Origin of the sequence: Streptomyces sp. NPDC046759 (genome assembly GCF_040645475.1) — a bacterium.
In the GTDB taxonomy this organism is placed as follows: Bacteria; Actinomycetota; Actinomycetes; order Streptomycetales; family Streptomycetaceae; genus Streptomyces.
The window spans coordinates 483,870-510,397 of the sequence record NZ_JBEYYJ010000001.1 but is presented as its reverse complement, the minus strand read 5'-3'; the positions used below and the strand labels follow the sequence as shown (position 1 = coordinate 510,397).

General features: G+C 72.8%; 25 protein-coding genes and 1 pseudogene. 16 read left to right on the top strand and 10 right to left on the bottom strand.

What is annotated here, in order from left to right:
- Nucleotides 1-183 precede the first annotated feature (183 nt).
- Genes ABZ919_RS02345 through ABZ919_RS02330 form a run of 4 tightly spaced genes read left to right on the top strand, consistent with a single transcriptional unit; the run spans nucleotide 184 to nucleotide 4,766 of the window.
- Nucleotides 184-1,500: a sugar ABC transporter substrate-binding protein gene (locus tag ABZ919_RS02345; protein WP_361241474.1), complete on the top strand. Its 1,317-nt coding sequence runs from the start codon at nucleotides 184-186 to the stop codon at nucleotides 1,498-1,500.
- A gap of 8 nt (nucleotides 1,501-1,508) precedes the next feature.
- Nucleotides 1,509-2,498: a sugar ABC transporter permease gene (locus ABZ919_RS02340; RefSeq protein WP_361241815.1), complete on the top strand. Its 990-nt coding sequence runs from the start codon at nucleotides 1,509-1,511 to the stop codon at nucleotides 2,496-2,498.
- Between the two features lie 34 nt (nucleotides 2,499-2,532).
- Nucleotides 2,533-3,372, top strand: coding sequence for a carbohydrate ABC transporter permease (locus tag ABZ919_RS02335; protein ID WP_361241471.1), 840 nt, complete (start codon nucleotides 2,533-2,535; stop codon nucleotides 3,370-3,372).
- Between the two features lie 29 nt (nucleotides 3,373-3,401).
- Complete coding sequence (locus ABZ919_RS02330) at nucleotides 3,402-4,766, top strand: GH1 family beta-glucosidase (protein ID WP_361241468.1); 1,365 nt, start codon at nucleotides 3,402-3,404, stop codon at nucleotides 4,764-4,766.
- Nucleotides 4,767-4,960: 194 nt separating this feature from the next.
- Here ABZ919_RS02330 and ABZ919_RS02325 read toward each other — a convergent pair whose 3' ends face one another.
- Nucleotides 4,961-5,866, bottom strand: a complete 906-nt coding sequence (locus tag ABZ919_RS02325; protein ID WP_361241813.1) for a YceI family protein — start codon at nucleotides 5,864-5,866, stop codon at nucleotides 4,961-4,963.
- An 806-nt stretch (nucleotides 5,867-6,672) separates the two neighbouring features.
- Here ABZ919_RS02325 and ABZ919_RS02320 point away from each other — a divergent pair.
- Complete coding sequence (locus tag ABZ919_RS02320; protein WP_361241465.1) at nucleotides 6,673-7,356, top strand: hypothetical protein; 684 nt, start codon at nucleotides 6,673-6,675, stop codon at nucleotides 7,354-7,356.
- Nucleotides 7,357-7,394: 38 nt separating this feature from the next.
- Nucleotides 7,395-8,114: a YcnI family protein gene (locus ABZ919_RS02315; RefSeq protein ID WP_361241462.1), complete on the top strand. Its 720-nt coding sequence runs from the start codon at nucleotides 7,395-7,397 to the stop codon at nucleotides 8,112-8,114.
- A 64-nt stretch (nucleotides 8,115-8,178) separates the two neighbouring features.
- Here ABZ919_RS02315 and ABZ919_RS02310 read toward each other — a convergent pair whose 3' ends face one another.
- A complete protein-coding gene (locus tag ABZ919_RS02310; protein ID WP_361241459.1) occupies nucleotides 8,179-8,949 on the bottom strand; it encodes a CDP-alcohol phosphatidyltransferase family protein in 771 nt (256 codons plus the stop codon).
- Between the two features lie 107 nt (nucleotides 8,950-9,056).
- Here ABZ919_RS02310 and ABZ919_RS02305 point away from each other — a divergent pair, with 107 nt between their 5' ends.
- From ABZ919_RS02305 to ABZ919_RS02285, 5 genes and pseudogenes are all read left to right on the top strand, one after another.
- The gene (locus tag ABZ919_RS02305) at nucleotides 9,057-10,046 is read left to right on the top strand and encodes a zinc-binding alcohol dehydrogenase (RefSeq protein ID WP_361241455.1); all 990 of its coding nucleotides are present in this window, start codon (nucleotides 9,057-9,059) and stop codon (nucleotides 10,044-10,046) included.
- Nucleotides 10,047-10,157: 111 nt separating this feature from the next.
- The gene (locus ABZ919_RS02300; RefSeq protein WP_361241452.1) at nucleotides 10,158-10,556 is read left to right on the top strand and encodes a 6-carboxytetrahydropterin synthase; all 399 of its coding nucleotides are present in this window, start codon (nucleotides 10,158-10,160) and stop codon (nucleotides 10,554-10,556) included.
- A complete protein-coding gene (locus ABZ919_RS02295; protein WP_361241450.1) occupies nucleotides 10,553-11,734 on the top strand; it encodes a glycosyltransferase family 4 protein in 1,182 nt (393 codons plus the stop codon). Before ABZ919_RS02300 ends, ABZ919_RS02295 begins: the two co-directional genes overlap by 4 nt.
- Nucleotides 11,731-12,873 (top strand): class I SAM-dependent methyltransferase, encoded by a 1,143-nt coding sequence (locus ABZ919_RS02290; RefSeq protein WP_361241447.1) that lies wholly within the window; start codon nucleotides 11,731-11,733, stop codon nucleotides 12,871-12,873. Before ABZ919_RS02295 ends, ABZ919_RS02290 begins: the two co-directional genes overlap by 4 nt.
- Nucleotides 12,870-14,135 (top strand): annotated as a pseudogene (locus ABZ919_RS02285) (lysylphosphatidylglycerol synthase transmembrane domain-containing protein); the annotation flags it as partial. The gene ABZ919_RS02290 and the pseudogene ABZ919_RS02285, both read left to right, overlap by 4 nt.
- A 125-nt stretch (nucleotides 14,136-14,260) precedes the next feature.
- Here ABZ919_RS02285 and ABZ919_RS02280 read toward each other — a convergent pair.
- Nucleotides 14,261-15,040 (bottom strand): creatininase family protein, encoded by a 780-nt coding sequence (locus tag ABZ919_RS02280; protein ID WP_361241444.1) that lies wholly within the window; start codon nucleotides 15,038-15,040, stop codon nucleotides 14,261-14,263.
- Nucleotides 15,041-15,075: 35 nt separating this feature from the next.
- Here ABZ919_RS02280 and ribA point away from each other — a divergent pair, with 35 nt between their 5' ends.
- Nucleotides 15,076-15,747 carry a GTP cyclohydrolase II gene (gene ribA, locus ABZ919_RS02275; RefSeq protein WP_361241441.1) on the top strand — a complete coding sequence of 224 codons (672 nt, stop codon included), beginning with the start codon at nucleotides 15,076-15,078 and terminating at the stop codon, nucleotides 15,745-15,747.
- Nucleotides 15,748-15,800: 53 nt separating this feature from the next.
- On the opposite strand, the gene ABZ919_RS02270 is transcribed toward ribA, so the two are convergent.
- The 3 genes from ABZ919_RS02270 to ABZ919_RS02260 all read right to left on the bottom strand — a co-directional run bounded on the left by ABZ919_RS02270 (nucleotide 15,801) and on the right by ABZ919_RS02260 (nucleotide 19,496).
- Nucleotides 15,801-17,024, bottom strand: a complete 1,224-nt coding sequence (locus tag ABZ919_RS02270) for a serine hydrolase domain-containing protein (RefSeq protein WP_361241438.1) — start codon at nucleotides 17,022-17,024, stop codon at nucleotides 15,801-15,803.
- Nucleotides 17,025-17,496: 472 nt separating this feature from the next.
- Complete coding sequence (locus tag ABZ919_RS02265) at nucleotides 17,497-18,915, bottom strand: MFS transporter (RefSeq protein WP_361241435.1); 1,419 nt, start codon at nucleotides 18,913-18,915, stop codon at nucleotides 17,497-17,499.
- Nucleotides 18,912-19,496, bottom strand: a complete 585-nt coding sequence (locus ABZ919_RS02260; RefSeq protein ID WP_361241432.1) for a TetR/AcrR family transcriptional regulator — start codon at nucleotides 19,494-19,496, stop codon at nucleotides 18,912-18,914. The genes ABZ919_RS02265 and ABZ919_RS02260 overlap by 4 nt, the downstream gene beginning before the upstream one ends.
- Before the next feature lie 89 nt (nucleotides 19,497-19,585).
- On the opposite strand from ABZ919_RS02260, the gene ABZ919_RS02255 reads away from it, so the two are divergent.
- Nucleotides 19,586-20,035 (top strand): PPOX class F420-dependent oxidoreductase, encoded by a 450-nt coding sequence (locus ABZ919_RS02255; protein WP_361241429.1) that lies wholly within the window; start codon nucleotides 19,586-19,588, stop codon nucleotides 20,033-20,035.
- A gap of 21 nt (nucleotides 20,036-20,056) precedes the next feature.
- On the opposite strand, the gene ABZ919_RS02250 is transcribed toward ABZ919_RS02255, so the two are convergent.
- Entirely contained in the window at nucleotides 20,057-20,935 is an 879-nt protein-coding gene (locus tag ABZ919_RS02250) for an NAD(P)-dependent oxidoreductase (protein WP_361241426.1), read from the bottom strand.
- Nucleotides 20,936-21,041: 106 nt separating this feature from the next.
- On the opposite strand from ABZ919_RS02250, the gene ABZ919_RS02245 reads away from it, so the two are divergent.
- Together ABZ919_RS02245 and ABZ919_RS02240 are read left to right on the top strand one after the other, a co-directional pair.
- Nucleotides 21,042-21,638 carry a helix-turn-helix domain-containing protein gene (locus ABZ919_RS02245; RefSeq protein ID WP_361241424.1) on the top strand — a complete coding sequence of 199 codons (597 nt, stop codon included), beginning with the start codon at nucleotides 21,042-21,044 and terminating at the stop codon, nucleotides 21,636-21,638.
- A 70-nt stretch (nucleotides 21,639-21,708) separates the two neighbouring features.
- On the top strand, nucleotides 21,709-22,050 hold the full coding sequence (locus ABZ919_RS02240; protein ID WP_361241421.1) for a VOC family protein: 342 nt from the start codon (nucleotides 21,709-21,711) through the stop codon (nucleotides 22,048-22,050).
- A gap of 50 nt (nucleotides 22,051-22,100) precedes the next feature.
- Here ABZ919_RS02240 and ABZ919_RS02235 read toward each other — a convergent pair whose 3' ends face one another.
- Nucleotides 22,101-22,766 (bottom strand): TetR/AcrR family transcriptional regulator, encoded by a 666-nt coding sequence (locus ABZ919_RS02235; protein ID WP_361241418.1) that lies wholly within the window; start codon nucleotides 22,764-22,766, stop codon nucleotides 22,101-22,103.
- A gap of 306 nt (nucleotides 22,767-23,072) precedes the next feature.
- Between ABZ919_RS02235 and ABZ919_RS02230 the strand changes: the two genes are divergently transcribed.
- Complete coding sequence (locus ABZ919_RS02230) at nucleotides 23,073-25,031, top strand: glycosyltransferase family 39 protein (protein WP_361241415.1); 1,959 nt, start codon at nucleotides 23,073-23,075, stop codon at nucleotides 25,029-25,031.
- A gap of 17 nt (nucleotides 25,032-25,048) precedes the next feature.
- Here the strand turns inward: ABZ919_RS02230 and ABZ919_RS02225 are convergent, their stop codons facing one another.
- Nucleotides 25,049-25,642 (bottom strand): histidine phosphatase family protein, encoded by a 594-nt coding sequence (locus ABZ919_RS02225; RefSeq protein ID WP_361241412.1) that lies wholly within the window; start codon nucleotides 25,640-25,642, stop codon nucleotides 25,049-25,051.
- A gap of 6 nt (nucleotides 25,643-25,648) precedes the next feature.
- A complete protein-coding gene (gene gnd, locus ABZ919_RS02220; RefSeq protein ID WP_361241810.1) occupies nucleotides 25,649-26,527 on the bottom strand; it encodes a phosphogluconate dehydrogenase (NAD(+)-dependent, decarboxylating) in 879 nt (292 codons plus the stop codon).
- Nucleotide 26,528 lies beyond the last annotated feature (1 nt).

The following is a 26,528-nucleotide window of genomic DNA, read 5'->3' as shown; positions in this document are numbered from 1 at the left end:
CGGTGGCACGGCCCTTCGGGCCGTTCGCCGCTGCCGCATCCCTTGACGAGCGTTTCTCTTGAGGTTTAACTCACGTCCTAAATTAAGCCATGAGGGGCTCCGGGGGTCGAACGGGTCCGCACGGGTTCCGACCCCGTGAACAGCCCCCGGGATCTCGACTCCCGGAAAGGGACACCAGGAGCCATGCGCAGCACCCGAGCCGCCGCCACAGGCGCCGTCACCCTGTCTCTCGTCCTCGCGGCCGCGGCCTGCGGAGGCGGCTCGTCCAGCGGCGGCGGGTCCGACGACTCGCCGAAGACGCTGACGTACTGGGCCTCCAACCAGGGCGCCAGTATCGCCGTCGACCAGCAGGTCCTCCAGCCCGAACTCGACAAGTTCCAGAAGCAGACCGGCATCAAGGTGAAGCTGGAGGTCGTGCCCTGGACCGATCTGCTCAACCGGATCCTCACCGCGACCACGTCGGGGCAGGGCCCGGACGTGCTGAACATCGGCAACTCCTGGAGCGCCTCCCTGCAGGCGACCGGCGCGCTTCTGCCGTGGGACACCAAGAACTTCGCCAGGATCGGTGGCAAGGACCGGTTCGTCGACTCCGCCCTGGGCTCCACCGGCGCGGCCGGCAAGGACCCTGCCGCGGTCCCGCTGTACTCGATGGCATACGCCCTCTACTACAACAAGAAGATCTTCGCCGACGCGGGCATCGGCAAGCCGCCGGCCACCTGGGACGAACTGGTCGCCGACGGCAAGAAGATCCAGGCCAAGGGCAAGTCCCCGCTCGGCGCCGAGGGCTCGAACCCGGCGGAGAACATCCACCACGTCTTCGTCTTCGCCAAGCAGCGCGGCGCCGACTTCTTCACCGCCGACGGCAAGCCCGACTTCACCAACCCCAAGATCGTCGATGCGGTGAAGAGCTATGTCGATCTGATGGCCAAGGACAAGGTCATCCCGGCCGGTGACGCCGAGTACGCGCAGAACCAGTCCGTCAGCGACTTCGCCAAGGGCAAGCAGGCGATGCTGCTGTGGCAGTCCGCCGCCGCCAACCTCAAGTCCCAGGGGATGAGCGAGGACGCCTACGGCATCGCGCCCGTACCGGTGATCTCCGGCACGCCCGGCACCGGCACCCAGGTCGACTCGATGGTCGCCGGCATCAACCTCGCCGTCTTCAAGAACACCCACAACCTCGACGGCGCCGCGGAGTTCGTGAAGTTCATGACCTCCGACGCGGAGCAGAAGGTCCTCAACAAGGCCTACAGCACCATCCCGCCGGTCAAGTCCGCGCAGGCGGACCCCGCGTTCGGCACGCCCGCCAACGCCGTACTGAAGAACACGTTCACCAACAGCGCGGCCGCCCTGCCTCAGGTCGCGTCCGAGTCGCAGTTCGAGACGGCGGTCGGTACGGCCGTCAAGGACCTGTTCGCCGACGCCGCCGCCGGGCGCGCGGTGACCACCGACTCGGTCAAGGCCGCGCTGCAGAAGGCCCAGCAGCAGATGCCGGCGGCGTGAGCGCGAAGATGACGACCACCGCCTTCAAGGAACCGGTGCGGCAGGCACCGTCCGGCGCGGCGGCGCGCGAACCCCGCCGCCGCGCCGGGCGGCTGCGCCGCGTCTCCCTGCCGTACCTGCTGCTCCTGCCCGCCCTGCTGCTCGAACTCCTCGTGCACCTGGTGCCGATGGTCATCGGCATCGTGATGAGCTTCAAGGAGCTCACCCAGTTCTACATCCGGGACTGGAGCAGCGCCCCCTGGTCCGGTTTCGGCAACTACCAGGTGTCGGTGGACTGCGACGCGCCCGTCGGCGAGGCCCTGCTGCACTCCTTCTTCGTCACCGTCGGCTTCACCCTGCTCTCCGTCGGCCTGTGCTGGCTGATCGGCACCGCCGCCGCGATCTACATGCAGGACACCTTCCGCGGCCGCGGCATGCTCAGGGCGCTGTTCCTGGTGCCGTACGCCCTGCCGGTCTACGCGGCCGTCATCACCTGGGTGTTCATGTTCCAGCACGACAACGGCCTGGTGAACCACGTCCTGCACGACCAGCTGCACCTCACGGGCAAGCCCTCCTTCTGGCTCATCGGCGACAACAGCTTCTACGCGTTGCTGACCGTGTCGGTGTGGAAGGGCTGGCCGTTCGCCTTCCTCATCGTGATGGCCGGACTCCAGAACGTCCCACGGGAGTTGTACGAGGCCGCCGCGCTGGACGGCGCCGGCATGTGGCAGCAGATCCGCCGCATCACCCTGCCGTCGCTGCGCCCGGTCAACCAGGTGCTGGCCCTGGTCCTCTTCCTGTGGACGTTCAACGACTTCAACACGCCGTACGTCCTGTTCGGCAAGTCCGCGCCGGAGGCCGCCGACCTCATCTCGGTCCACATCTACCAGGCGTCCTTCGTCACCTGGAACTTCGGCACCGGCTCCGCCATGTCCGTCCTGCTGCTGCTCTTCCTGCTCGTCGTCACCGGCGTGTACCTGGTCGCCACCTCGCGCGGACGGAGGGCCGCCGATGTCTAGTCCGCCTCTCGCATCCCCGGCGCACAACTCGCCCATGGCGCCGCCGCGTTCGTTCCTGTGGTCCCGGCGGATCTTCCTTACCCTGCTCACCGGGTTCGTGCTGATCCCGGTGTACGTGATGGTGTCCAGCTCGCTGAAACCGCTCGCGGACGTCACCGGCAAGTTCCGCTGGCTGCCCAGCGGGCTGACCGTCCGCCCGTACATCGACATCTGGTCGACCGTCCCGCTCGCGAAGTACTTCCTGAACTCGCTGATCGTGGCGGGCGCGGCGACGATCTGCTCGGTGGTGATCGCGGTGTTCGCCGCGTACGCCGTCAGCCGCCACGACTTCCGCGGCAAGCGGGTCTTCACGGTGACGGTCCTGTCGACGCAGATGTTCCCGGGCATTCTCTTCCTCCTCCCGCTGTTCCTGATCTACGTCAACATCGGCGACGCCACCGGCATCGCCCTGTTCGGCTCCCGCGGCGGCCTGATCCTCACCTATCTCACCTTCTCCCTGCCCTTCTCCATCTGGATGCTGATCGGCTACTTCGACTCGGTGCCGCGCGACCTGGACGAGGCGGCGCTGGTGGACGGCTGCGGCCCGCTCGGCGCGCTGCTCAGGATCGTCGTACCGGCCGCGATCCCCGGCATCGTCGCGGTCGCCGTCTACGCCTTCATGACCGCGTGGGGCGAGGTGCTCTTCGCGTCGGTCATGACCAACGACGCCACCCGCACCCTCGCCGTCGGCCTCCAGGGCTACTCCACCCTCAACAACGTCTACTGGAACCAGATCATGGCCGCCTCGCTGGTCGTCAGCGTGCCCGTGGTCGCCGGGTTCCTCCTCCTGCAGCGCTACCTCGTCGCCGGTCTGACGGCAGGCGCCGTCAAGTGACCCACACCCCGAGTTCCGAAGGGACTTCCGTGTCCGAACCCATCGACCTCGCCGCACTCCCGCACGACTTCCTGTGGGGCACGGCCACCGCGGCGTACCAGATCGAGGGGGCCGTCGCCGAGGACGGCCGTACGCCCTCGATCTGGGACACCTTCTCGCACACCCCGGGGAAGGTCGCGAACGGTGACACCGGCGACGTCGCCTGCGACCACTACCACCGCTGGCGCGAGGACATCGGCCTGATGCGGCAACTCGGCGTCAACGCCTACCGGTTGTCGGTCGCCTGGCCACGGGTGCTGCCCGACGGGACGGGCAGGACCAACCCCGGGGGCCTCGCCTTCTACGACGAGCTGGTGGACGCCCTGCTGGAGGCCGGCATCACCCCGTCCGTCACCCTCTACCACTGGGACCTGCCGCAGGTGCTCCAGGACCGCGGCGGCTGGCCCGAGCGGGACACCGCCCACGCGCTCGCCGAGTACGCCTCGGCCGTCGCCGCCCGCCTCGGCGACCGCGTCAAGCTCTGGGCCACCCTCAACGAGCCGAGCTGCTCGGCCTGGATCGGCCACCTGGAGGGCACGATGGCCCCGGGCTGGACGGACCTGACCGCCGCCGTACACGCCTCCTGCCATCTCCTCCTCGGCCACGGACTGGCCGCCCAGGCGATCCGCGCCGCCGCCCCCGACGCGCAGGTGGGCATCGTCAACAACCTCTCCACGGTGCACCCCGCCACAGACCGTCCCGAGGACATCGCCGCCGCCCGTCGCCACGACGGCCACGTCAACCGCTGGTGGCTCGACCCGGTGCACGGCCGCGGCTTCCCGGCCGACATGATGGAGACCTACGGCGTCGAACTCCCGCTCCAGGACGACGACTTGCCGACGATCGCGGCCCCCCTGGACTGGCTCGGCCTGAACTACTACTTCCCCGCGTACGTGGCCGACGCCCCCGACGGCCCCGCGCCGCACGTCCGCGTGGTGCGCCGGGAGGGTGTCCCGCGCACCGGCATGGACTGGGAGATCGACGCCGGCGGCATCGAGACCCTGCTGCTGCGCCTCACCGAGGAGTACGGCGCCCGGAGGATCTACGTCACCGAGAACGGTTCCGCCTTCCCCGACATCGTCCGCCCCGACGGCAGCGTCGACGACCCCGAACGCCAGGACTACCTGGAGCGCCACCTGGCCGCCTGCGCCTCGGCCGCCCGCAGGGGCGCCCCGCTGGCCGGCTACTTCGCCTGGTCCCTGCTGGACAACTTCGAGTGGGCGTACGGCTACGACAAGCGCTTCGGCCTGGTCCACGTCGACTACCGCACCCAGGCACGCACGATCAAGGGCAGCGGCCACCGCTACGCGGACATCGTCCGCGTCCACCGGGGGCAGGCGCGGCAGGCCGCCTGAGCCAGTGCTGCCGGCTCGCCCGAGCCGGTGTCCGGGCCGACTGAGCCGGGCCCGGACGGCCGGTGGGCACGGGAGGGGAGCCCGTGCCCACCGGCGCCTCGGCCTCGGTGTGGTCAAGTGCCAGCCCTCAGCGGCGAGTGCGTCTCCACCCCGCGAGGAGATCCGCGCGGTCAGCAGCCTGGGCCGGCTGTCGCCTACTCCGGGGGTGTCGGGGTCTCGGGGGTGCGGTGCATCGCCTGGACGTCCAGCTCCAGCTGCACGGTGGGCCCGACGACTGCGATGCCGCGGGCCAGCATCGAGCGCCAGTTGAGGGTGAAGTCCTCGCGGTGCAGCTCCGTCCTCGCCAGCGCAGCGCAGCGGAGTTCCTGCTCATAACCGCCGTTCACCGTACCGAGGTACGTCGTGTCCAGGCCCACGGAACGGCTGGTGCCATGCATGGTGAGCGTGCCGTGCAGCGTCCACTTGGAGCCGCCGCGGTAGACGAACCGGGTGCTCGTGAAGTCGATGTACGGATAGCGCTCGACGTCGAGGAAGTCCGCCGAACGCAGGTGGTTGTCACGGGTCTTGTTGCCCGTGGCGATGCTGGAGGCGTCGATGCGTACCGAGACCTGGGAGTCGGCCATGTCCGGCGCGATCCGGATGCCGCCGTCGAAACGGGTGAAGCGGCCGTGGACGTGGGCCATGCCCACGTGCTTGGCGATGAACCGGATCGCGGTGTGCGGAGGGTCGAACAACCAGGTTCCAGGCGGCGGGAGGGCCAGCTGACGGGCGGGCGGCAACGTGATGCGCACCGGGGAGTGGACGACTCCGGCGGCAATGTCGACGTTGTCGCGAGTGGGCGTGAGCCCCTCCGCCGCGGCCATCACGCTGTAGGAGCCGGGCGGCAGCATCGCCATGAACAGGCCGTAGGGATCGGTGGTGCCGCGGGCGACGACACGGTGGCTGTCCAGCGCGGTCACCGTGACCTCAGCACCTCCCATGGGCTGCCCCAGGGGATCGAAGACCTCGCAGCCGTATGCGCCCGCGCCGGCCGGCAGGGGTACCGAGAGGCCCGGCGCGGCAGTGCGGGAACGCCGACGCCGGAGCAGTCCGAGGGCCACGCTCATCACCTTTCTTCCTGGTTGCAGGTGCGATGAGATCAAATTTTCAACGATCATAGAGCAGGAGGTGTGGAGCGGTTCCTCGCTGATGTCGACGTGCGGCGACGTCTTCCAACACGTCCGGCTACCGCCAACGGCCGTATTCCGGGGCCCATATGGCGACTCATCGGCCTCGGGCTTTGCATCACTGCTGCGGTGAACGGCACCCAGAATTCCGCGAGGTTTACGCGCGGCTCGCCGTTCCCTCACGCAGCCCACACATCCCGCGCACGTCGGGACGGCTCAGAGTCGGGGCGGGAACCCGTGGAGGGGTCCGGACCCCGCACAGTTCGGCTGCAGGCGCCGCACGCCGCACACGTCCGAGGCGCCGCCTGCACCGGCGTCACTCGACCCCGTTCATGTGCATTCATGTGCCGGGGCCCCTTCAGCCGGAGCTCGCGTGCGGACGGGAGCGGCAGGCCGGGGCCGGCCGGACAGGGGCCGGTACCCGCACCCTGGACCTCGCTAGCCCGGGACTCGTCCGGGTCCACCGTGCCGGCGCGAAGGGGCTGCATTCGACACGGTCGTCATTCCCGACTCGCACACGGACGCGACCGCCGATCCCCCTGCGGCGGCGCTGCGCGCGCTGCGCACGACCTACTACGCCCTGGCCACCCGAGCCCGGCAAGATCTGCACCTCGCGTATGAGGGCGACACCGAGCCGCCACTGCTGGCTCAGGTCGGTGGCGGAGACTTGGCGCGCGACTGAGAACTGAACGGGGGGACCCTGCCTCACGTATCACCCGACCGTGGCAGTATCCCTCCCCATGAGCGCGTCCCCGGCGGTGAGAGCCCTGCGTGCCGCGGTGTTCGCCGCGGTGTGCGTGCTGCTCGGCGCCGCCGGGCACGGGCTGGCCATGGGAGACATGCCGCCGCTGTGGGCCGACGCGGCGGGCTTCGTCGCCGTGTCCGCGCTCGGCTGGACGCTCGGCGCGCGGGAGCGGTCGCTGCCCGGCATCGGGACTGCCATGCTGCTCACCCAGGCCGCACTGCACCTCGGCTTCGACGCCGCCCACCGCGCCACCGGCCGCGCGGCCATGTCCGGCCACCTCATGGGCGTGATGCCGGCAGGCACCATGGCCCCGACACGCGCGGACCCAGCGGGCCCGACGGCGATGCCGGCCCACGCCGTGGCGCAGATGATGGGCATGACGGACGTCCACCCGGCAGCCCATCAGCACATCACCGCGCACGCCACCGCCGCCCACCTCCTCGCCGCGCTGGTCGCCTCCTGGTGGCTGCGGCGGGGCGAGGCCGCGCTGTGGTCGCTGCTGAGGCGGGCCGTCGCGCTGGTGCCCGGTCTCGTCGCCTGGTGGCGGGATGCCCCGCTGCCCGGCTCCGCCGGTCGCGCACCGCGCGTCCCGGCCGTCCTCGAGCCACCCCGCCTGGCTCTGCTGCGGCACGCCGTCAGCAGGCGCGGACCTCCAGTCTCGATCCCGTACTCGTTCTGACACCCCTCACACCACACACGTACGGAGATCGATTCAACATGGCCATGTCGCGTACCGGGCTGCGCCGCGCCGGCACAGTCACCGCCGTCGCCGCCGCCTCGGTCCTGCTCGCCGCCGGTGCCGCCTCCGCGCACGTCACTGTCCATCCCGAGAGCTACGCCAAGGGAGCCACCGACGGTGTGCTGACCTTCCGCGTGCCCAACGAGGAGGACACGGCCTCCACCACGAAGGTGCAGGTGTTCCTGCCCACCGACCACCCCGTGCTCGGCGTGCTGGTCCACCCGCAGAACGGCTGGACCGCCAAGGTCACCACCACCAAGCTCAAGAAGCCGGTCAAGACCGACGACGGAACCATCACCGAGGCGGCCTCCGCGATCACCTTCACCGGCGGGAAGATCGGCGCCGGGCAGTACGAGGACTTCAACATCGCCTTCGGCCAGTTGCCGGACGACACCGATCAGTTGGTGTTCAAGACCCTGCAGACCTACTCCGACGGCAAGGTCGCGCGCTGGATCGAGGAACCGGCCGGCGGTGCCGAGCCGGAGAACCCCGCCCCGGTGCTGAAGCTGACGGCCGGTGACGCGAGCGGTGCACCGGCGCCCGCCAAGACCGCCTCCGCCTCCACCGCCGGTGCCAAGGCGGCCGGCACGAGCGACTCCACCGCCCGCGGGCTCGGCATCGCCGGGCTCGTCGTCGGGGTCCTCGGCCTCGCGGCCGCCGCGTTCGCGATCGTACGGAGCCGGGCCGCACGCTCGTAACCCGGAAGAGACGGAAGGGCCCGGACCGGCAACCCGGTCCGGGCCCTTCCCCGTGCCGGAGGCCTCAGCGCGCCGCCAGCTCCAGCAGCTCCGTCCCGGCCGTCCCGGCCGCCGCCTCCACGGAGATGCGGGAGGTGCGCCACAGCCACCACACGTCCCGGCCGAAGGACCACAGCAGCGAGCCCAGGGCGAGGAACACGATCGCGAGGTTCGCCAGGTGGGGGAGGAACCCGGCGCCGGCCAGGAGCAGGGCGATTCCCTGGACCGCGGCGACGGTCTTGCGGGCGAAGGACGGCGGGAGCGGGGCGTTCAGCCAGGGGGCCACACGGGCCGCGGCGACGAAGGCGTAGCGCATACCGCCGATCAGCAGCACCCACGGGCCGAGCTGCATGGACACGTACACGCTCAGCACCAGGATCAGGAACGCGTCGACCTCCATGTCGAAGCGCGCGCCGAGCGCGGACGAGGTGCCGGTACGGCGGGCGACCTTGCCGTCCACGCCGTCCAGGATCAGGGCCACGGCCGTCAGGGCGACCAGCAGGGTCACCGGCGGCGCGCTCTCGAAGGAGTCCGCGACCAGCGCGGTCACCCCGCCCACCAGGGTCGCCCGGCCGAGCGTGACACGGTTCGCGGGGCCGAAGGAGGGCAGGCTCGCACGGTGCAGCGCCCGCGCCAGCACCGCCCAGGTGGCGAACGCGAACGCCAGCCCCGTCAGCCAGCCGGCCGGCCCCATGCCTATCGCCGTACCGAGCAGGGCCAGCAGCAGGAGCTGTATGCCCGCTCCCACCGCGGTCTCCTGCTGGGGCCTGGCGTCATACGTGTTGTTCAGGGCCACCGCACACCCTCCGGCCGAGTGACAGAGTCGATCAACGCCGCGTACTGTGCGCGGCCTGTGCACTTCTCGGTACGTGAACAACTTCCCTACTGTTCAGGAGGATGCCGATGAACCGCTCGGCCCGCGCGTTCTGGCTGCGCTCACCCGGCCACGGCGAGCTGCGCGACATCACCCTCGCGGAGCCCGCCGACGACGAGGTCGTGGTGCGTGCTCTCTATTCGGGGGTGAGCCGCGGCACGGAGACGCTCGTCTTCCGCGGCGGCGTCCCGGAGAGCCAACACGCCGTGATGCGGGCGCCGTTCCAGGAGGGCGACTTCCCGGGACCGGTGAAGTACGGCTACCTCAGCGTCGGAGAGGTCGAGGAGGGGCCGGCCGACCTGATCGGGCGTACGGTCTTCTGCCTGTATCCGCATCAGAGCCGTTACGTCGTTCGGGTGAACGCCGTGACCGTCGTGCCCGACCGGGTGCCCGCCGCCCGGGCCGTGCTCGCCGGGACCGTGGAGACCGCCGTGAACGCCCTGTGGGACGCGGCGCCGCAGATCGGCGACCGGATCGCGGTGGTCGGCGGCGGCATGGTCGGCTGCTCGGTGGCCGCCCTGCTGGCCCGGTTCCCCGGCGTCCGGCTGCAGCTCGTCGACGCGGACCCGGCGCGGGCCAGGACCGCCGAGGCGCTCGGTGTGGAGTTCGCCACGCCCGCCGACGCCCTCGGCGACTGCGACCTCGTCGTGCACGCCAGCGCCACCGAGGCCGGCCTGACCCGTGCCCTGCAACTCCTCGCCCCCGAGGGCACCGTGGTGGAACTGAGCTGGTACGGCGACCGGCGCGTGGCCCTGCCGCTCGGCGAGGCCTTCCACTCCCGCCGGCTCACCGTGCGCAGCAGTCAGGTCGGCAGCGTCTCCCCGGCCGCCCGGCCCGGCCGCACGTACGCCGACCGGATGGCGCTGGCCCTCGATCTGCTCGCCGATCCGGCACTGGACGCGCTCATCACCGGGGAGAGCGCTTTCGAGCAACTCCCCGACGTCATGCCGGAGCTCGCCTCGGGCGGGATCCCTGCCCTGTGCCACCGGATCCGGTACGCCGAGACGGGCCTGACCTGAGAAAAGAGTGAGAGAGGGCTGAACGCGGGGAAGCGAAGAGCCGTACTACTCGGCATCCCCCGACGGGTAAGGACAGGGGGACCAGACGCGTCGTACCTGGAGGGTCGTCCGTTGTTCAGCATCACCGTCCGCGATCACATCATGATCGCCCACAGCTTCCGCGGCGAGGTGTTCGGGCCCGCGCAGCGCCTGCACGGCGCCACGTTCCTGGTGGACGCCACCTTCCGCCGCGAGCAGCTGGACGAGGACAACATCGTGGTCGACATCGGCCTGGCCACGCAGGAGCTGCACCTCATCACGGCCGAGCTGAACTACCGCAACCTGGACGACCAACCCGAGTTCGCCGGCGTCAACACCTCCACCGAGTTCCTCGCCAAGGTCATCGCCGACCGGCTCGCCGAACGCGTCCACAAGGGCGCCCTCGGCGAGGGCGCCAAGGGCCTCGCGGGCATCACCGTGACCCTGCACGAGTCGCACATCGCCTGGGCGAGTTACGAGCGTGGCCTGTGACCGGAACGACCACGGAGCGAACCCGCCTGACCTACGTGCCGGCGCAGGCCACCGCCGTCGAGAAGGCCGGAATCATTCCCATGTCCCTGCGCACCGTGCACTTCGTCCTGCCGGGTGGCGTCGACGACCCGGCCGCGCCCAGCGGCGGCAACGCCTACGACCGACGGGTATGCCTGGACCTTCCCGGCTTCGGCTGGCAGGTCGCCCGGCACGCCGCGCCGGGCGCCTGGCCCCGTCCGGACCGGGCTGCCCGCGACCGCCTCGACCGCACCCTGAGCGACCTGCCGGACGACGCGGTGGTGCTGCTGGACGGGCTCGTCGCCTGCGGTGTCCCGGAGGTCGTCACCCCGCACGCCGACCGTCTGCGCCTGGCCGTGCTGGTCCATCTGCCGCTCGGCGACGAGACCGGTCTCGACCCGGCCGTCGCGGCCGACCTCGACGCCGGCGAACGCGCCGTGCTGCGCGCCGTGCCCGCCGTCGTCGCGACCAGCGACTGGGCGGTGCGCCGGCTCGTGTCCCACCACGGCCTCGCCCCCGATCGGGTGCATGTCGCCGCGCCCGGCGCCGACATCGCGCCGCTCGCGCCCGGCACCGACGGCGTCTCGCGGCTGCTGTGCGTGGCCGCCGTCACCCCGCGCAAGGGGCAGCACCGGCTCGTGGAGGCGCTCGCGGCCGTCCGGGACCTGCCGTGGACCTGCGAGCTGGTCGGCGGACTCGGTCACGATCCCGCGTACGTCACCCGGCTGCGCACCCTCGTCGACCGGTACGGCCTCGCCGACCGGCTGCGCCTGACCGGCCCGCGCTCCGGCGCAGAACTCGACGCCACGTACGCCGCCGCCGACCTGATGGTCCTCACCTCCTACGCCGAGACCTACGGCATGGCGGTCACCGAGGCCCTGGCCCGCGGCATCCCGGTCCTCGCCACCGACGTGGGCGGCCTGCCGGAGGCGGTCGGCCGCGCCCCCGACGGCGGGGTGCCCGGCATCCTCGTGCCGCCGGAGGACCCGGCCGCGCTCGCCGCGGAACTGCGCGGCTGGTTCGGCGAACCCGATGTGCGCCGCCGGCTCAAGGCCGCCGCCCGTGGCCGCCGCGCCGCGCTCGACGGCTGGGCCACCACCGCACGCAGCCTGGCCGGAGTTCTCGCCCGGCTCCCCGAAGCCCCCGGGAGGGCGGCATGACCACACCAGAGACGACGACGAACGGCATGGCGTCCATCCCGGCCCAGGCCGGCCCGCGGGCCACCGGGGCGGTGCGGAGGACCGAGGGCGAGGAGGAGCCGGTGCGCGAGGCCGGTCGCGAGGACGTTGCCGCCCCGGACGCCGTGACGGGCTCGGAGGCATCCGGTGCGGGGGAGGGGAGCGGTGACCGCGGCGCCGCCGGTCACGTGGGGCGCGGCACGGACGCCTCGGTGGTCGCCGGGGCCGGGCCCGTCGGCCGTCCCGGGGAGCGGGCCACCGTACGGCTGCGCGACGGGGAGCCCGACGAACCGCCCCGGTACGCGCCCGAATGGCTGCGCCTGCGGGAAGGGGCCGACGCGGCCGCCCGCGCCGAGGAGCTGCTGGACCCGTTGCGGATCCGGCTGGCGAACCTGCCCGGCCGCACCGGCGCACTCGCCGTGCACGACCTGGGCTGCGGCACCGGCTCCATGGGCCGCTGGCTCGCGCCCCGCCTGGACGGCCCCCAGCACTGGATCCTGCACGACCGCGATCCCTACCTGCTGCACTTCGCCGCCGTGGGCTCCCCGCGCTCGGCCGCCGACGGTAGCGGCGTCACCGTCGAGACCCGGCGCGGCGACGTCGCCCGGCTCACCCCGGACGCGCTGGCGGGCGCCGCACTGGTCACCGCCTCCGCGCTGCTCGACGTCCTCACCCGCGAGCAGATCGTCACCCTCGCCGACGCCTGCGCCGGGGCCGGCTGCCCCGCGCTGCTCACGCTGTCCGTCGCCGGACGCGTCGAAGTGACCCCGGCCGACCCGCTGGACGCGGAGATCACCGAGGCGTTCAACGACCATCAGCGGCACGCCGGGCTGCTCGGCCCGGACGCGGTCACCGTGGCCTGCGAGGCGTTCGCCGCACGCGGGGCCGCCGTACGCGTGCATCCGAGCCCGTGGCGGCTCGGACCCGCGGAGGCCGCGCTGACCGAGCAGTGGCTGCGTGGCTGGGTGGGCGCGGCCGTGGAGCAGCGGCCGGAGCTGCGCGAGCGCGCCGAGCGCTACCTGCGGGACCGGCTCGCCGCCTGCGCGGCCGGGGACCTGCGGGTCGTGGTCCACCACAGCGACCTGCTGGCCCTGCCCCGGCCGACGGGCGGGGCGTCATGAGTGCGAGGCCGGCGGCGACGCAGTCCGGGCACCGGGTCACGGGGGCCGGCACGCACGGCCGGGTGACGCCTGCCGGCACGGCTCAGGCGCGTGTGCACGGTTCCGGGACGCACGCGCGTGTGCACGACGGCGGCCCGGCCGATGTGTGCGTGTTCGGAGCAGGCACGTTTCATCCGCTGGGGGCGGTCGCGGGCGTCCCGCAGGCGTCCCTCGCCACCGGGACCGTGCTGAAAGAACGGCCGTCGGCGGTCCCCGGATCGTCGTCGCCGGTCTCCGAACCGCCGTCCACGCCCCCGGAACCGCCGTCCACGCTCCCCGAACCGCCGTCCTCGTGCGCCGAACCGCCGTCGTCCGGGGCCGTGTCCGCGACCGCCCGGCCCCCCGCCCCCCGGCGTCCCGGCCTGCGCGCGCTGCGCACACACTTCGGGACCGCCGCCGGTGTGCTCATCGTCGGGGCCCTGCTGTGGCGGCTGGGCACGGGCGTGCTCGTCGAAGGGCTCCGGCGGATCGACACCGTGACCGTGCTGGCCGCGCTGGGTATCGGTGTGGTCACCACCGTGCTCAGCGCCTGGCGCTGGCAGTTGGTGGCCCGTGGACTGCGCATCCGGCTGCCGCTGGGCGCGGCCGTGGCCGACTACTACCGGGCCCTGTTCCTCAACGCCGCGCTGCCCGGCGGGATCCTGGGCGACGTGCACCGGGCGGTCCGGCACGGACAGAGCGCCGGGGACCTGCGGCGCGGCGTGCAGGCCGTCGTACTCGAGCGCGTCGCCGGGCAGATCGCGCTGGCCGTGTTCGCCGCCGCGGTGCTGCCGACCGTGCCGTCCCCGGTCCGTGCCGAGGCCCGTGACTTCGCGCCGCTGGTGGCCCTGGCCGCGGCCGGCGCGCTCGCCGTCGTCCTCTCCGTCCGGATGAACCGTGCGCCCTCCCGCCGGGTCGGGGGGCTGCGCACCGCCCTCGGCGAGGTACGCCAGGGCCTGTTCTCCCGCCGGGGCGGACCCGGTATCGCGCTGTCCTCCGCCCTCGTGCTGGCCGGGCATCTGGCGATGTTCGTCGTGGCGGCCCGCGTCGCCGGCTCCGCCGCCTCCGTCGTGGACCTGGTCCCGCTCGCCGTACTCGCCCTGGTCGCCATGGGGCTGCCGCTGAACGTCGGCGGCTTCGGCCCCCGCGAAGGCGTCACCGCCTGGGCGTTCGGGGCCGCGGGACTCGGCGCGAGCACCGGAGTCGCCGTCGCCGTCGTCTACGGCGTGCTGAGCCTGGTGGCGAGCCTCCCCGGCGCCGCCGTCCTCGCCGTGCGCTGGTACACCGGCCTGCGCGCCACCACCGGGCCGGATCACACCCCCTCGGCCTCCGTGACGGACCCCGCGCAGGACCCGGCGCCCGCGGCGGACTACCCGCGCTCCGCCACCGAGGCGAACAACGCGAAGCAAGCTTCGAAGGATTCCGCCAGGCTCGCCAGCAGTTCCTCCCCCTTTTCCGCCGACCCCAGGGAAGGACGGCCGATGACGCCCGACTCGGTATAGGCGGACATTCCCACGGTGAGCAGATGACGACGGTCGTCAGCGGTGAAATCGGCGGACTCGTAACCAGGGCGGACGAATTCGGGATGAGCGTGCAGCAGAATCGAGGTCTCGATTTCGCCCGCGTGCATGTCGCTGAGCAGCGAGGTGCGCACCCCTGCCCGCTCCCGGGCCGTCTCCCAGTCCTCGGCCGCCGGGAACAGCGCCATCCGCTCACCACGGGCGGAGGCCTCCTGGACGACGTTGCCCAGTACGTAGTTGCCGCCGTGCCCGTTGACCACGACCAGCGCGTCGACGCCGGAGCGGCGCAGCGACGCCGCGATGTCCGAGACCACCGCATGCAGGGTCACGGAGGAGATGCTGACGGTCCCCGGCCAGTCCGCGTGCTCGTGCGAGCAGGAGACCGTCAACGGAGGAAGGAGGTGCACCGGGTACGCGGCGGCGATCTCCCGCGCCACGGCGCAGGCGACGAGCGTGTCGGTCGCCAGCGGAAGGAACGGACCGTGCTGCTCGAAACTGCCGACGGGAAGGACGGCCACCTGTGTTGAAGCGCTCACCCCCCGACTCCGCACGTCCTCCGTGGTGTCCGTCGGCACCACGCCGTACGCCGCCGCCCATGCCGCCGCCCGCGCGCCCGAATCACTCGTCATTTCACGGCCTTTCGTCTCTGTTTAGGAATCAGATCATGACAGAAAACACCGGTGTCAACCTCGGCGTACTCGGCAAGAAGTCCGCGCGGCGTTCGGGCGCGGAACGCATCGTGAATGCACCGCTGCCCACCGTGTACGGGAAATTCCAGGCGATCGGTTACCTGGACCACGATCGCGGTGACGAGCAAGTGGCCCTGGTGTACGGCGAGATCGGCACCGAGAACGTGCTCACCCGGCTGCACTCCGAGTGCCTGACCGGGGACGCGTTCGGCTCCCGGCACTGCGAGTGCGGCGACCAGCTGGCGTCCGCGCTGCGGGCGGTGGTCGCCGAAGGCAGCGGGATCGTCGTCTACTTGAGGGGCCACGAGGGGCGCGGCATCGGACTGCTCGCCAAGCTGCGCGCGATGGCGCTGCAGGCGGAGGGCCTCGACACGGTCGAGGCGAATCTCGCGCTCGGCCTGCCCGTCGACGCCCGCGACTACGGCGTCGCCGCCGAGATCCTGCGCGACCTCGGGGTGCGCTCGGTCCGCCTGATGTCCAACAATCCGCGCAAGCGGGAGGCGCTGGTCCGGCACGGCATCCAGGTGGCCGAGCAGGTGCCGCTGCTCATCGAGCCGTGCGAGAGCAACATCACCTATCTGCGCACCAAGCGGGAGCGGATGGACCACATCCTGCCCCACCTGGACGCCGTCGCGCACGGTTCCTGAGGCGACCGTGCCGCCCGCCGCCCCCGGGCGGCGGGCGGCGGACCGCTCCGGGCTCAGTCCACCAGCGCCTCGTGGACCAGCCGACGCAGCTCCGGGAAGATCTTCAGTGTCTTCGGGCGCACCTGACTCATGAACTGGACCGTCAGCTCGTGGGCCGGATCGACCCAGAACGCGGTCGTGGCCGCACCGGTCCAGCCGTACGTGCCGAGGCTGGAGGGGGCCAGAGTGCGGGACGGGTCGGTGACCACCGAGACGTTGAAGCCGAATCCGAGCCCGTCGTTGCCCGCCTCCTGGTGCACGGGGGCGCCGAAGGACCGCAACACCGCGCCGCCCGGCAGCTGGTTGCTGGTCATCCGCGCGACGCTTTCCGCGGACAGCACCCGTACGCCGTCCAGTTCGCCGCCCCGGCGCAGCATCTCCATGAACCGGTGGAAGTCGTACGCGGACGAGACCAGGCCACCGCTGCCGGACAGGAACCGGGGCCGGCCGCGCACCGGCAGCCCCGGCACCGGCTCGATCCCGCCCTCGTCCGTCTCGCCGTACAACTCGGCCAGTCTGTACGCCTGTCCGGGAGCGACGTGGAAGCCGGTGTCGGTCATGCCGAGCGGACGCAGGATCCGCTCGGCCAAGAACGCGTCCAGCGCCTGCCCGGACACCACCTCGACGACCCGGCCCAGCGCGTTCGAGGCCACCGAGTAGTTCCACTGCGTGCCCGGATCGAACTGCAGCGGCATCCGCGCGTACACCTCGACCGTCTCGGCCAGATCGGCGCCCGGCGGCACCGAGTACTCAAGGCCGGACTCGCGGTAGAGGGCGTCGACGGGGTGCCGGTGGTAGAAGCCGAACGTCAGGCCGGCCGTGTGGGTGAGCAGATGGCGGACCAGGATCGGGCCGGCGGCCGGGCGGGTGCGCATCCCGGCCCCTGAACCCCCGTCGTACACCTGGGGGTCGGCGAACGCCGGCAGGTGCCGGTCGAGCGGGTCGTCCAGGGACAGCCTGCCCTCCTCGGCCAGCAGCAGCACCGCAACCGCCGTGACCGGCTTGGTCATCGAGTAGATCCGCCACAGGGTGTCCGCCTCGACGGGCAGCCCGGCAGCGACGTCGCGCAGTCCGTGCGTGGTCAGGTGGGCGACCCGGCCGCCGCGCGACAGGGCCACCAGAAAGCCCGGCAGCCGCCCCTCGGCGACGTAGTGGGCGACATGCCGGTCCAGGCGGTCCAGCGCCTCGACGTCCAGCCCCGCCTCACCCGGGTCGACTTCCTGCCGCAGCTGTGCCATCGCTCTCCTCCGGTCGCCTCGTACGCGCCGCCACCGGCTGCCGCCGGTGCGCACACCGCCCTCATCGTCGCCCAGGAACACCGTCACGGACCCGCTCATCAGCGCCGTTTGTGATCGACACGACGCGACCGGTCCAGCGGAGGTGCAGGGAGGGTGCCGGACCCTGGCCGGACGCCGGACGCCGGACGCCGGACGCCGGACGCCGGACGCCGGACGCCGGACACCGGGCGACGGTCCTTGGCCGCCGGTGGCGGGCAGGGGGTGAGAGGAGCGGTCGCCTCCGGTCGCCGGCGGTGCGCGGTCCGTCGGCTCCGGGCCGCCGGCCGGCACGGTCGCTGCCGGTCCCGGGCGGCGCGCGGCGGCCGTCGATCCGGGTAGTGCGCGCGGTTGTCACCGGTCCGGGCAGTGCGCGCGGGTCTCACCGCTCCGGGTGGTGCGCGCGGTTGGTGCCGGTCCCGACGGTGCCCGGTTCTCACCGGTTCCGGGCGGCGCGCGGTCGGTTTCCGGCAGCATGCGGTCCTTCGGCCCCGGACAGCCGGGCGGAGCGGTCCTCGCCGGTTGTTCGTGGAGTGTGGTCGTCGCCGGTTCGCGGCGGCACGTGTGCCTCGTCCGTCCCCGGCAGTGCGCGGGCCAGGGGGATGCCGAGTGCGGCGACGGCCGTCAGGGTGAGCAGGGTGGGGCCGGTGCCGGTGTGCAGGAGCGCGCTCGCCGTGGCCACCCCCACGGCCGGGCCGATGTTGAGCGCCGTCTGCTGCAGCCCGCCCGCCACGCCGGCCACCGCCACCTCCGCCCGCCGTACGACCACCTGGGTCGCCGCCACCATCACCGTGCCGAATCCGGCGCCCAGCAGGGCGAACGCGCAGCCGAGCGGCGGCGCGGACACGGCTCGGGACAGCACGAGAACCCCGAGGGTGAGGAGTCCCGTCGCCACCGTGGTCGTACCGCGCGCCCCGAACCGGCGCAGCAGCACCGGGCACAGTGCCGCGGACGCCACCATCAGCACCGCCAGGGGCAGACTGCGCACCGAGCTGCCCAACGGGTCGAGTCCCAGCCGGCGCTGCAGCAGATAGGTGGCCACGAACAGGGCGCCGAACAGGGCCGCGGACACGACGACCAGCACACCGAGAGCGGCCCCGACCGCCCGCGAGCCGATGACCGCGGGCGGCAGCAGCGGGCTCGCCGTACGCCGCTCGTGCCGTACCAGGACGACGGCCGCGACCGCCGCGACGGCAAGCCCGGTCCCGGAAGCGGGCCGCTCGGTCAGTGAGTGCACCAGGCAGGCCAGCGTCACCGCGAGGAGCACGGCACCGGGCACGTCCAGCGGCGCACGGGAGCCCGCGGCGGACAGCCGGTGACGCAGCAGCGCCGGCAGGCCGAAGACGAGCGCGGGCAGCACGTTGACGAAGAACACCGCCCGCCAGCCCAGACCGGTCACCAGCGCCCCGCCCACCAAGGGACCGGCTGCCGCAGCGAGCCCGATCGCGGCGGTCCGCGCGGCGAGGGGCGCGGCCAGCCGGTCCGGTGGGAACACGGCCCGCAGCATACCCAGTGTGGCCGGCTGCAGCAGCGCCCCGAACACTCCCTGCACCGCGCGCAGCCCGATCACCCATGCCACGCCAGGGGCGACGCCGATCCCCGCCGACGTGGCCCCGAACCCCAGCAGGCCCACAGCGAACACGCGGTGCTGCCCGTACCGGTCACCGAGCCGGCCCGCGAACACCAGCAGGCTCGCCACCGCGACGAGATACGCCGTGCTGGTCCACTGCACCTGCGCCAGCGACGCGCCCAGTTCCCTCTGCAGACGGGGCTGCGCGACCGTGAGGACCGTACCGTCCAGCGCGACGACCACCGCGCCCGCCACGCTGCTCGCCAGCGTCCACCGCCGGTTCACCGGCCGCTCTGCGCGGCGCCGAGGTGGGCCACCAGCACGGTCTCCAGGAGCGGACCGAAGTCCTCGTCGCCAAGGGCGAGTTGCAGGCTGCGCCAGCGCCACAGCTGGGCGATGCCGTGCAGATTCGCCCACAGGGCTCCCGCGACCCGCCGCGCGTCGGCCTCGGGCCGGGCCGCACCGACGAGTCCGACGAGTACCCCGAACAACGGAAGACTCCTCTCCCGCAACCCCAGATGCCCGCTCTCCAGCAGGTCGTGACGGAACATCAGCTCGTACATGCCGGGGTTGTCGAGCGCGAACTCCAGGTAGGTCCGTGCCAGCGCCGCCACCTGTGCGCGCGGTCCGGCGGGCTCGTGCGCGGGCGTCGCCCGCACCCGCCCGGCCAGGTCGTCGAAGCCACGGCGCGCGATGGCCGACAGCAGTTCCAGGTGGGTGGGGAAGTGGCGCCGCGGCGCCCCGTGCGAGACGCCGGTGCGCCGGGCGATCTCCCGTAGGGTGAGCGCCTGCAACCCGTCGGCGGCCAGCAGGGCCACGCCGGCGTCGACCAGACGCTCGCGCAACCCGTTGTCGGACTCAGTCATAGACAGTGTCTACCAGGGGTGCGTAGACACTGTCTACCGCCTTGTGGGCGTGTGGGAATGCAGGCCCCCACGGGCGAGTTGACCCTGTCATGAGCGAAGATGCGACTTCAGATCATGCACAGGACGCGCTGCTCGGACTGCTCTGCGAAGGCAACGGCGGCGTACTGGTCACCCTGAAGGGCGACGGCCGCCCGCAGCTGTCGAACGTCAGCCACGCCTACTGCCCCGACGAGCGGATCATCCGGATCTCCGTCACCGACGACCGCGCCAAGACCCGCAACCTGCGCCGTGACCCCCGCGCCTCCTACCACGTCACCAGCGCCGACCGCTGGGCGTTCACCGTCGCCGAGGGCACGGCCGAACTGTCCCCGGTCGCCCGGGACCCGCACGACGAGACCGTCGAGGAACTCGTCCGCCTGTACCGGGACGTGCTCGGCGAGCACCCGGACTGGGACGACTACCGGGCGGCGATGGTCCGCGACCGCCGCCTGGTGGTGCGGCTGCACGTCGACCGGGCGTACGGCATCCCGAAGCGCTGAGCCACGGACGGCCGTTCCCGTCTACGCCGCCTCGGCCGTCCGCGTCTCGATCGCCCGCAGCACGGCGATCATGTCCTCGCCGCCGCACCCCTGTGCCACCGTCTCCTCGAACAGCGCGTGGCACACGTCGAGGAGCGGCGAGGCGAGGCCGGCCTTGCGCGCCGCCTGCGCGATGAGCCGGTTGTTCTTCAGGACGTCCAGCGCGGCGGCCTGCACCGCGAAGTCCCGGTCGAACAGCTTCGGCGCCTTCATCCGCGAGACGCCGCTGGCCATGGGGCCCGCGTCCAGCACGTCCAGGAACAGTCGCCGGTCCAGGCCCTGGCGCTCGGCGAAGTGGAACGCCTCGGTCAGCCCTGTCACCAGAGTGATCAGGAAGAGGTTCACGGACAGCTTCATCAGCAGCGCGTTGGGCGCCGGGCCGCACACGAACGTCTCCCGGCACAGCGGCGCGAGCAGCGGCCGTACGGCGTCCACGGCGTCCTGCTCCCCGGCCAGCATCGCCACCAGCAGGCCCTCTTCCGCCGGCACCCGGGATCCGGAGACGGGCGCCTCGACGTACCGCCCGCCCGCGGCGCGGATGTCGCTCTCCAGGGCGTGCGAGTACTCGGGCGAGGTGGTGCCCATGTGGACGACGGTGCGCCCAGCGACCTTCGCGGCCAGTGCGGGCGTGCCCCGTCCGAGGACGGCGTCGACGGCGGACTCGTCGGCGAGCATCAGCAGCACGACGTCCGCCCGCGCGAACACCTCCGCGGCGTCCGCGGCGACGGCGGCCCCGGCCGCGCGCAGGGGTGCGATGCGCTCCGGCGTCCGGTTCCAGACCACCAGGGGAGTCCCGGCGGACACCAGGCGCCGGGCCATGGGCCGGCCCATCACTCCGAGACCGATGAAGCCGAGGTTCACGGGACCGTCCTTCACTCGGGGCCGTGGCTATGACCGCTGTCATAGTAGCGGGCATTATGACATCGGTCATAGAGTGCGGGGGAGCAGTGGGGAACGGAGGCCGGGGATGACCGAGGGGCGACACGGGCCGCGAGAGCGCATGGTCTTCGCCGCGGCCCAGCTCATCCGGCGCGACGGCGTCGCCGCGACCGGCATGCGGGAGGTCGCCGCGCACGCCGGCGCACCGCGCGGCTCGCTCCAGCACTACTTCCCGGGCGGGAAGGAACAACTGGTGAACGAGGCGGTCGGCTGGGCCGGACGCTACGCGGGCAAGCGGATCGCGCGCTTTCTCGCAGGGCTCGAGGAGCCGACGCCCAGCGGACTGTTCGCGGCGATGGCCGCACAGTGGACCGACGAGTACGCGGCGGACGGGTTCGCGGCGGGCTGCCCGGTCGCCGCGGCCACCGTCGAGTGCGCCTCCGCAGGCGGGGCCACCCGTGCGGCCGTGGCCGCCGCGTTCACGACCTGGCGAACCCCGCTCGCCGAGGCCCTGACCGGCATGGGCGTCCCCGGGGCCCGCGCCGAATCGCTGGCCACGCTGATGATCAGCGCCCTGGAGGGCGCGATCCTGATGGCCCGGGCCGAACAGGACGTACGGCCCCTGACCACGGCGGTACGAGAGCTCGGCCCCCTGCTCGACTCGGCGGCCGACCGGGCAGGCTGAGCACAGCCGCGCGGCGGGTCGCCGGCAGCCGGTGCTTGTCCGGCACCGCCCGCTGAACTAGCCTCCGCGCGTGATCAACGGTGCACATGTGGTCCTCTACAGCCGGGACGCCGAGGCCGACCGGGCCTTCCTGCGCGACACCCTCGGATGGGCGCACGTCGACGCGGGGCATGGATGGCTGATCTTCCAGGCGCCGCCCGCCGAGGTGGCCTGTCATCCGACCGACGGCGAGCCCACGCACGAGCTGATGCTGATGTGCGACGACCTCGACGCGACGCAGCGTCACCTCACCGACCGGGGAGTGGAGTTCACCCGCCTCGTCGAGGAGGCCCGCTGGGGCCGGGTGACCGCCCTGCGCCTGCCGGGCGGCGGCGAACTCGCCCTCTACGAGCCCCGCCACCCGCGGCCGTAGCCCCCGGGCCGCACGCGGCGGACGGCGGGACACCGCGGGCCCTGGAGGGCTCAGCCGCCGGTGCGCCCGGCCGTCAGATAGGCGATCACCATGTCGCCGAGCATGGTCCGGTAGTGCTCCCGCCGGGCGGGGTCCGCCAGGTCCCGGCCGAACAGGGCGCCGAAAGTGTGCCGGTTGGCGACCCGGAAGAAGCAGAACGAGGTGATCATGGCGTGCAGGTCGACCGCGTCCGCGTCGACCGTGAACAGCCCCGACTCCCGTCCCGCGGCGAGGATCCGGCGGATCACCCCGAGGGCCGGGGAGCCGATGCTCCCGAGCTTTTCCGAGGCGGCGATGTGCTCGGCGCCGTGGACGTTCTCGATGCCGACCAGGCGGATGAAGTCCGGGTGCCGCTCGTGGTGGTCGAAGGTCAGCTCGGCCAGGCGCCGGATCGCGGCGACCGGGTCCAGGTGCTCGACGTCCAGCTGCTGCTCGGCGTCGCGGATCACCCCGTAGGCCCGCTCGAGCACGGCCGTGAACAGCTGCTCCTTGCCGCCGAAGTAGTAGTAGATCATCCGCTTGGTGGTGCGGGTGCGGGCCGCTATTTCGTCGACCCGGGCGCCGTCGTAACCGGCCCGCGCGAACTCCTGCGTGGCCACGTCGAGAATCTCGCCCCTGGTGCGGGCGGCGTCGCGCACCCGTCCCCCGGGTCGTGCCGGTTCTTCGACGACGGTCATCGGTTTCCTTCGGGCCGGCGGACGCCTGGGGGCGCGCTCGTGGTGCGTGCCGGTGATTGTAGAAGCAGGACCCCGGGGCGTCTGCGAGGTCTTCCTCACGGTCCGGCTCGCGGCCCAGCACGCCGGGCGGCGGTGAGAAGGCGGCGGAAAAGGCGGTGAAAGAAGCGGTGAAGGAGCCGGTGAGACCTCGGTGAGACCCGGCCCCGTCACGCGCCGCCCCCTGGTGCGGCGGCCGATACTCGCACGGTCCGCGGCATTCCCGGTGTCCCGGACCCGAGAGTCCCGGACCGGGCCCCTGGAAGTCCCATGCCGATCCCCGCCGGCCGGCCGCTGCTGCGCCCCGGCCCGCCACCGACCGCACCCGTCCCGCCCATACCGGCCCGCGCGGACCGCTACGAGCGGCCGGTGCTCGCCGGCATAGCCGTGCTCGCCGCCGTGCTGTGCCTGTGGGGGCTCGGCCACAGCAGCTACCACGCCTTCTACGCCAGCGCGGTGCGCAGCATGACCGACGGCCCGGCCGACTTCTTCTACGGCTCCTTCGACCCTGCGGGCTCCATCACGCTGGACAAGCTGCCCGGTTTCCTGTGGCCGCAGGCCCTCGCCGCGCTGGTCCTCGGCTTCCACCCGTGGGTGCTGGTACTGCCCCAGGCCCTGGAGATGGTGGGCTGCGTCCTGCTGCTGCACCTGCTGGTGCGCCGCTGGGCCGGGGTGCCCGCCGGGCTGCTGGCCGCCGCGTTCCTGACGCTGACCCCGGTGACCGTGGGCCTCGGCCGCTCCGTCACCGAGGACGCCCCGTTCGTGCTGCTTCTGCTGCTGGCCGCCGAGGCCACCTGGCGGGCCACCGAGAAGGGCCGCCCGCGCACCCTGCTGCTCGCGGCCGTCTGGGTGGGCCTCGCCTTCCAGTGCAAGATGCTGGAGGCATGGGCGGTGCTGCCCGCACTCGCCGCGACCTACCTGGTCGCCGCACCCGGCGCCCGGCGCCGCCGCGTCGGCCATGTCGCGCTGGCCGGCGTGGTGACGGTGGCGGTGTCGGCGTCGTGGATGCTGGTGGCCGCCCTCACCCCGGCGGGCGCCCGCCCGTACCTCGACGGCACCACCGACGACTCGCCGTTCGGCCTGGTCGTCGGCTACAACTTCCTCACCCGCTTCCACGCCGTCGGCGTCAGCGCGGCCGGCACGGGCAGCATCGTGGTGAGCCGGGCGGCCCGCGCGGGCGGACACCTGGGACCGGGCATGGGCGACGGCGTGGGCAAGATGTTCAGCCCGGGCCTGGCCACCCAGACCGGCTGGCTGTACCCGCTGGCTGCGTTCGGTCTCGTCGGCGGGCTGCTGGCGCTGCGCCGGGTGCCGCGCACCGACCGGCTGCTGGCCGGACATGTGCTGTGGGGCGTGTGGTTCGTGACCTTCTTCGCGGCCTTCAGCTTCGGCAGCGTCACCGGCCACACCTACTACATGGGTGTCGTCGCGGTGGCCGTGGCCGCGCTCGCCGCGGCCGGGATCGTGCAGGCCTGCCGTCTCGGTGCGGGTCCCGCAGCCTCCCTCGCCCCGGCCCGCCGCTCCCGCGCGCTCCCCGCCGTCCTCGCCGTCAACCTCGTCTGGTGCCTGGCCCTCACCCTCTGGTACCCGCGCTTCCAGCCCTGGTCGGCTCCCTGTGCGGTCGCCCTGGGCCTGCTCGCCGTCCTGCTCGCGGGACTGCGCCGGCCGGCCGCGCTCGCCACCGCCCTCGCCACCGCCCTCGCCGCCGTGCTGCTGGTCCCCGCCGTCTGGACGGCGTCCGCGCTCTCCCTGCGCTACAACCAGCCCGGCGGCTTCGGCCGGGTCGGCCCCACCAGCACCCGCGCCTCCACAGCGTCGGCCACGCTCGGCCCCCGGCACCGGCGGCTGCTCGCCTACCTGACCGCGCACCGCGACGGCGCCCGCTACCTGGCCGCCGTGCCCGGCTGGGAGAGCGCGGCACCGTACGTCATCGCCGCCGACGCGCCCGTGCTGCCGATGGGCGGCTTCACCGGCCGCGTCCCCTATCCCGCGCCGGTCGCCTTCCGCCGGCTGGTGGACACCGGGCGGCTGCACTACGTCCTCGTGCCGCGCACCGCCCTGCGTCCGGGCGCCGCTTGGGGCGCCCGTCCCGCCGGTGCGCTGCTGCGCTGGACCGCGGCTCACTGCGCGCTCGTCCCGCCGGCTGCCTACGATCCCGGTGACCGGACCCGGCTGCTGTACCACTGCGGCCCGGCCACCAGAGGTGAACCGGGCCGCGGAGCACGGTAGTTGTGGTCCAGGGGCTGTTACGGCTGTCTGTTCCACTCGGCGATCACGGGCCGCCCGTGCTCGGTGGACAGCCGGCTGACCGTGCCCGTGGCCAGCTGGAACAGCCGGCCCCCGGCGGGCGGCAGACCCAGCCGGCGGGCGGTGAGGACGCGCAGGAAGTGGGCGTGGGCGACGAGGACCACGTCCCCGGCGTCCTCGGCGAGCGCGGGGCCGACGCGGGCCAGCACCCGGTCGGCGCGGGCCCCGATGTCCTGCGGTGACTCGCCCGGGTGACCGTCGCGGCCGGGCGGCACGCCGTCGGTCCACAGGTCCCAGCCGGGTCGGGAGCGGTGGATGTCGGCCGTGGTGACGCCCTCGTAGCCGCCGTAGTCCCACTCGTGCAGGTCGGGGTCGGGCACGACCCCGCTCAGGCCCGCCAGTTCGGCGGTGCGTATCGCGCGGCCCAGCGGACTGGCCAGCGCCAGGGCGTAGGTCCGGCCGGTGAGGAGCGGGACGAGGGACTTGGCCTGTTCCTCGCCGTGCCCGGTCAGGGGCAGGTCGGTCCAGCTGGTGTGCTGTCCCGACCGGCTCCACTCCGTCTCACCGTGGCGGACCAGCAGCAGGTCCCCCACGGCGGCTCAGTCCTTCTTCTCGACCGCGTGGCCGCCGAACTGGTTGCGCAGCGCCGCGATCATCTTCATCTGCGGCGAGTCGTCCTGCCGGGAGGCGAACCGGGCGAAGAGGGAGGCCGTGATCGCGGGCAGGGGGACCGCGTTGTCGATGGCCGCCTCCACCGTCCAGCGGCCCTCGCCGGAGTCCTCCGCGTAGCCGCGCAGCTTCTGCAGGTGCTCGTCCTCGTCCAGGGCGTTGACCGCCAGGTCGAGGAGCCAGGAGCGAATGACCGTCCCCTCCTGCCAGGAGCGGAACACCTCACGGACGTTCTCCACCGAGTGGACCTTCTCCAGCAGCTCCCAGCCCTCGGCGTACGCCTGCATCATCGCGTACTCGATGCCGTTGTGGACCATCTTGGAGAAGTGCCCGGCGCCGACCCGGCCCGCGTGGACATAGCCGTAGGGGCCCTCCGGCTTGAGCGCGTCGAAGATCGGCTTCAGCGGCTCGACGTACTCCTTGTCGCCGCCGACCATGAGCGCGTAGCCGTTCTGCAGGCCCCACACACCGCCGGAGACACCGGCGTCGACGAAGCCGATGCCCTTGATGCCGAGCGCGGCGGCGTGCTTCTCGTCGTCCGTCCAGCGGGAGTTGCCGCCGTCGATCACCGTGTCGCCGGGCTCCAGCAGGTCACCGAGCTCGTCGACGACGGTCTGGGTGGCGGTGCCGGCCGGGACCATCACCCACACGTGCCGGGGCGCGTCCAGCTTCTCGACCAGTTCGGCCAGGGACTTGACGTCGGACACCTCGGGGTTGCGGTCGTAGCCGATGACGGTGTGGCCGGCGCGGCGGATCCGCTCGCGCATGTTGCCGCCCATCTTGCCGAGACCGATCAGGCCCAACTGCATG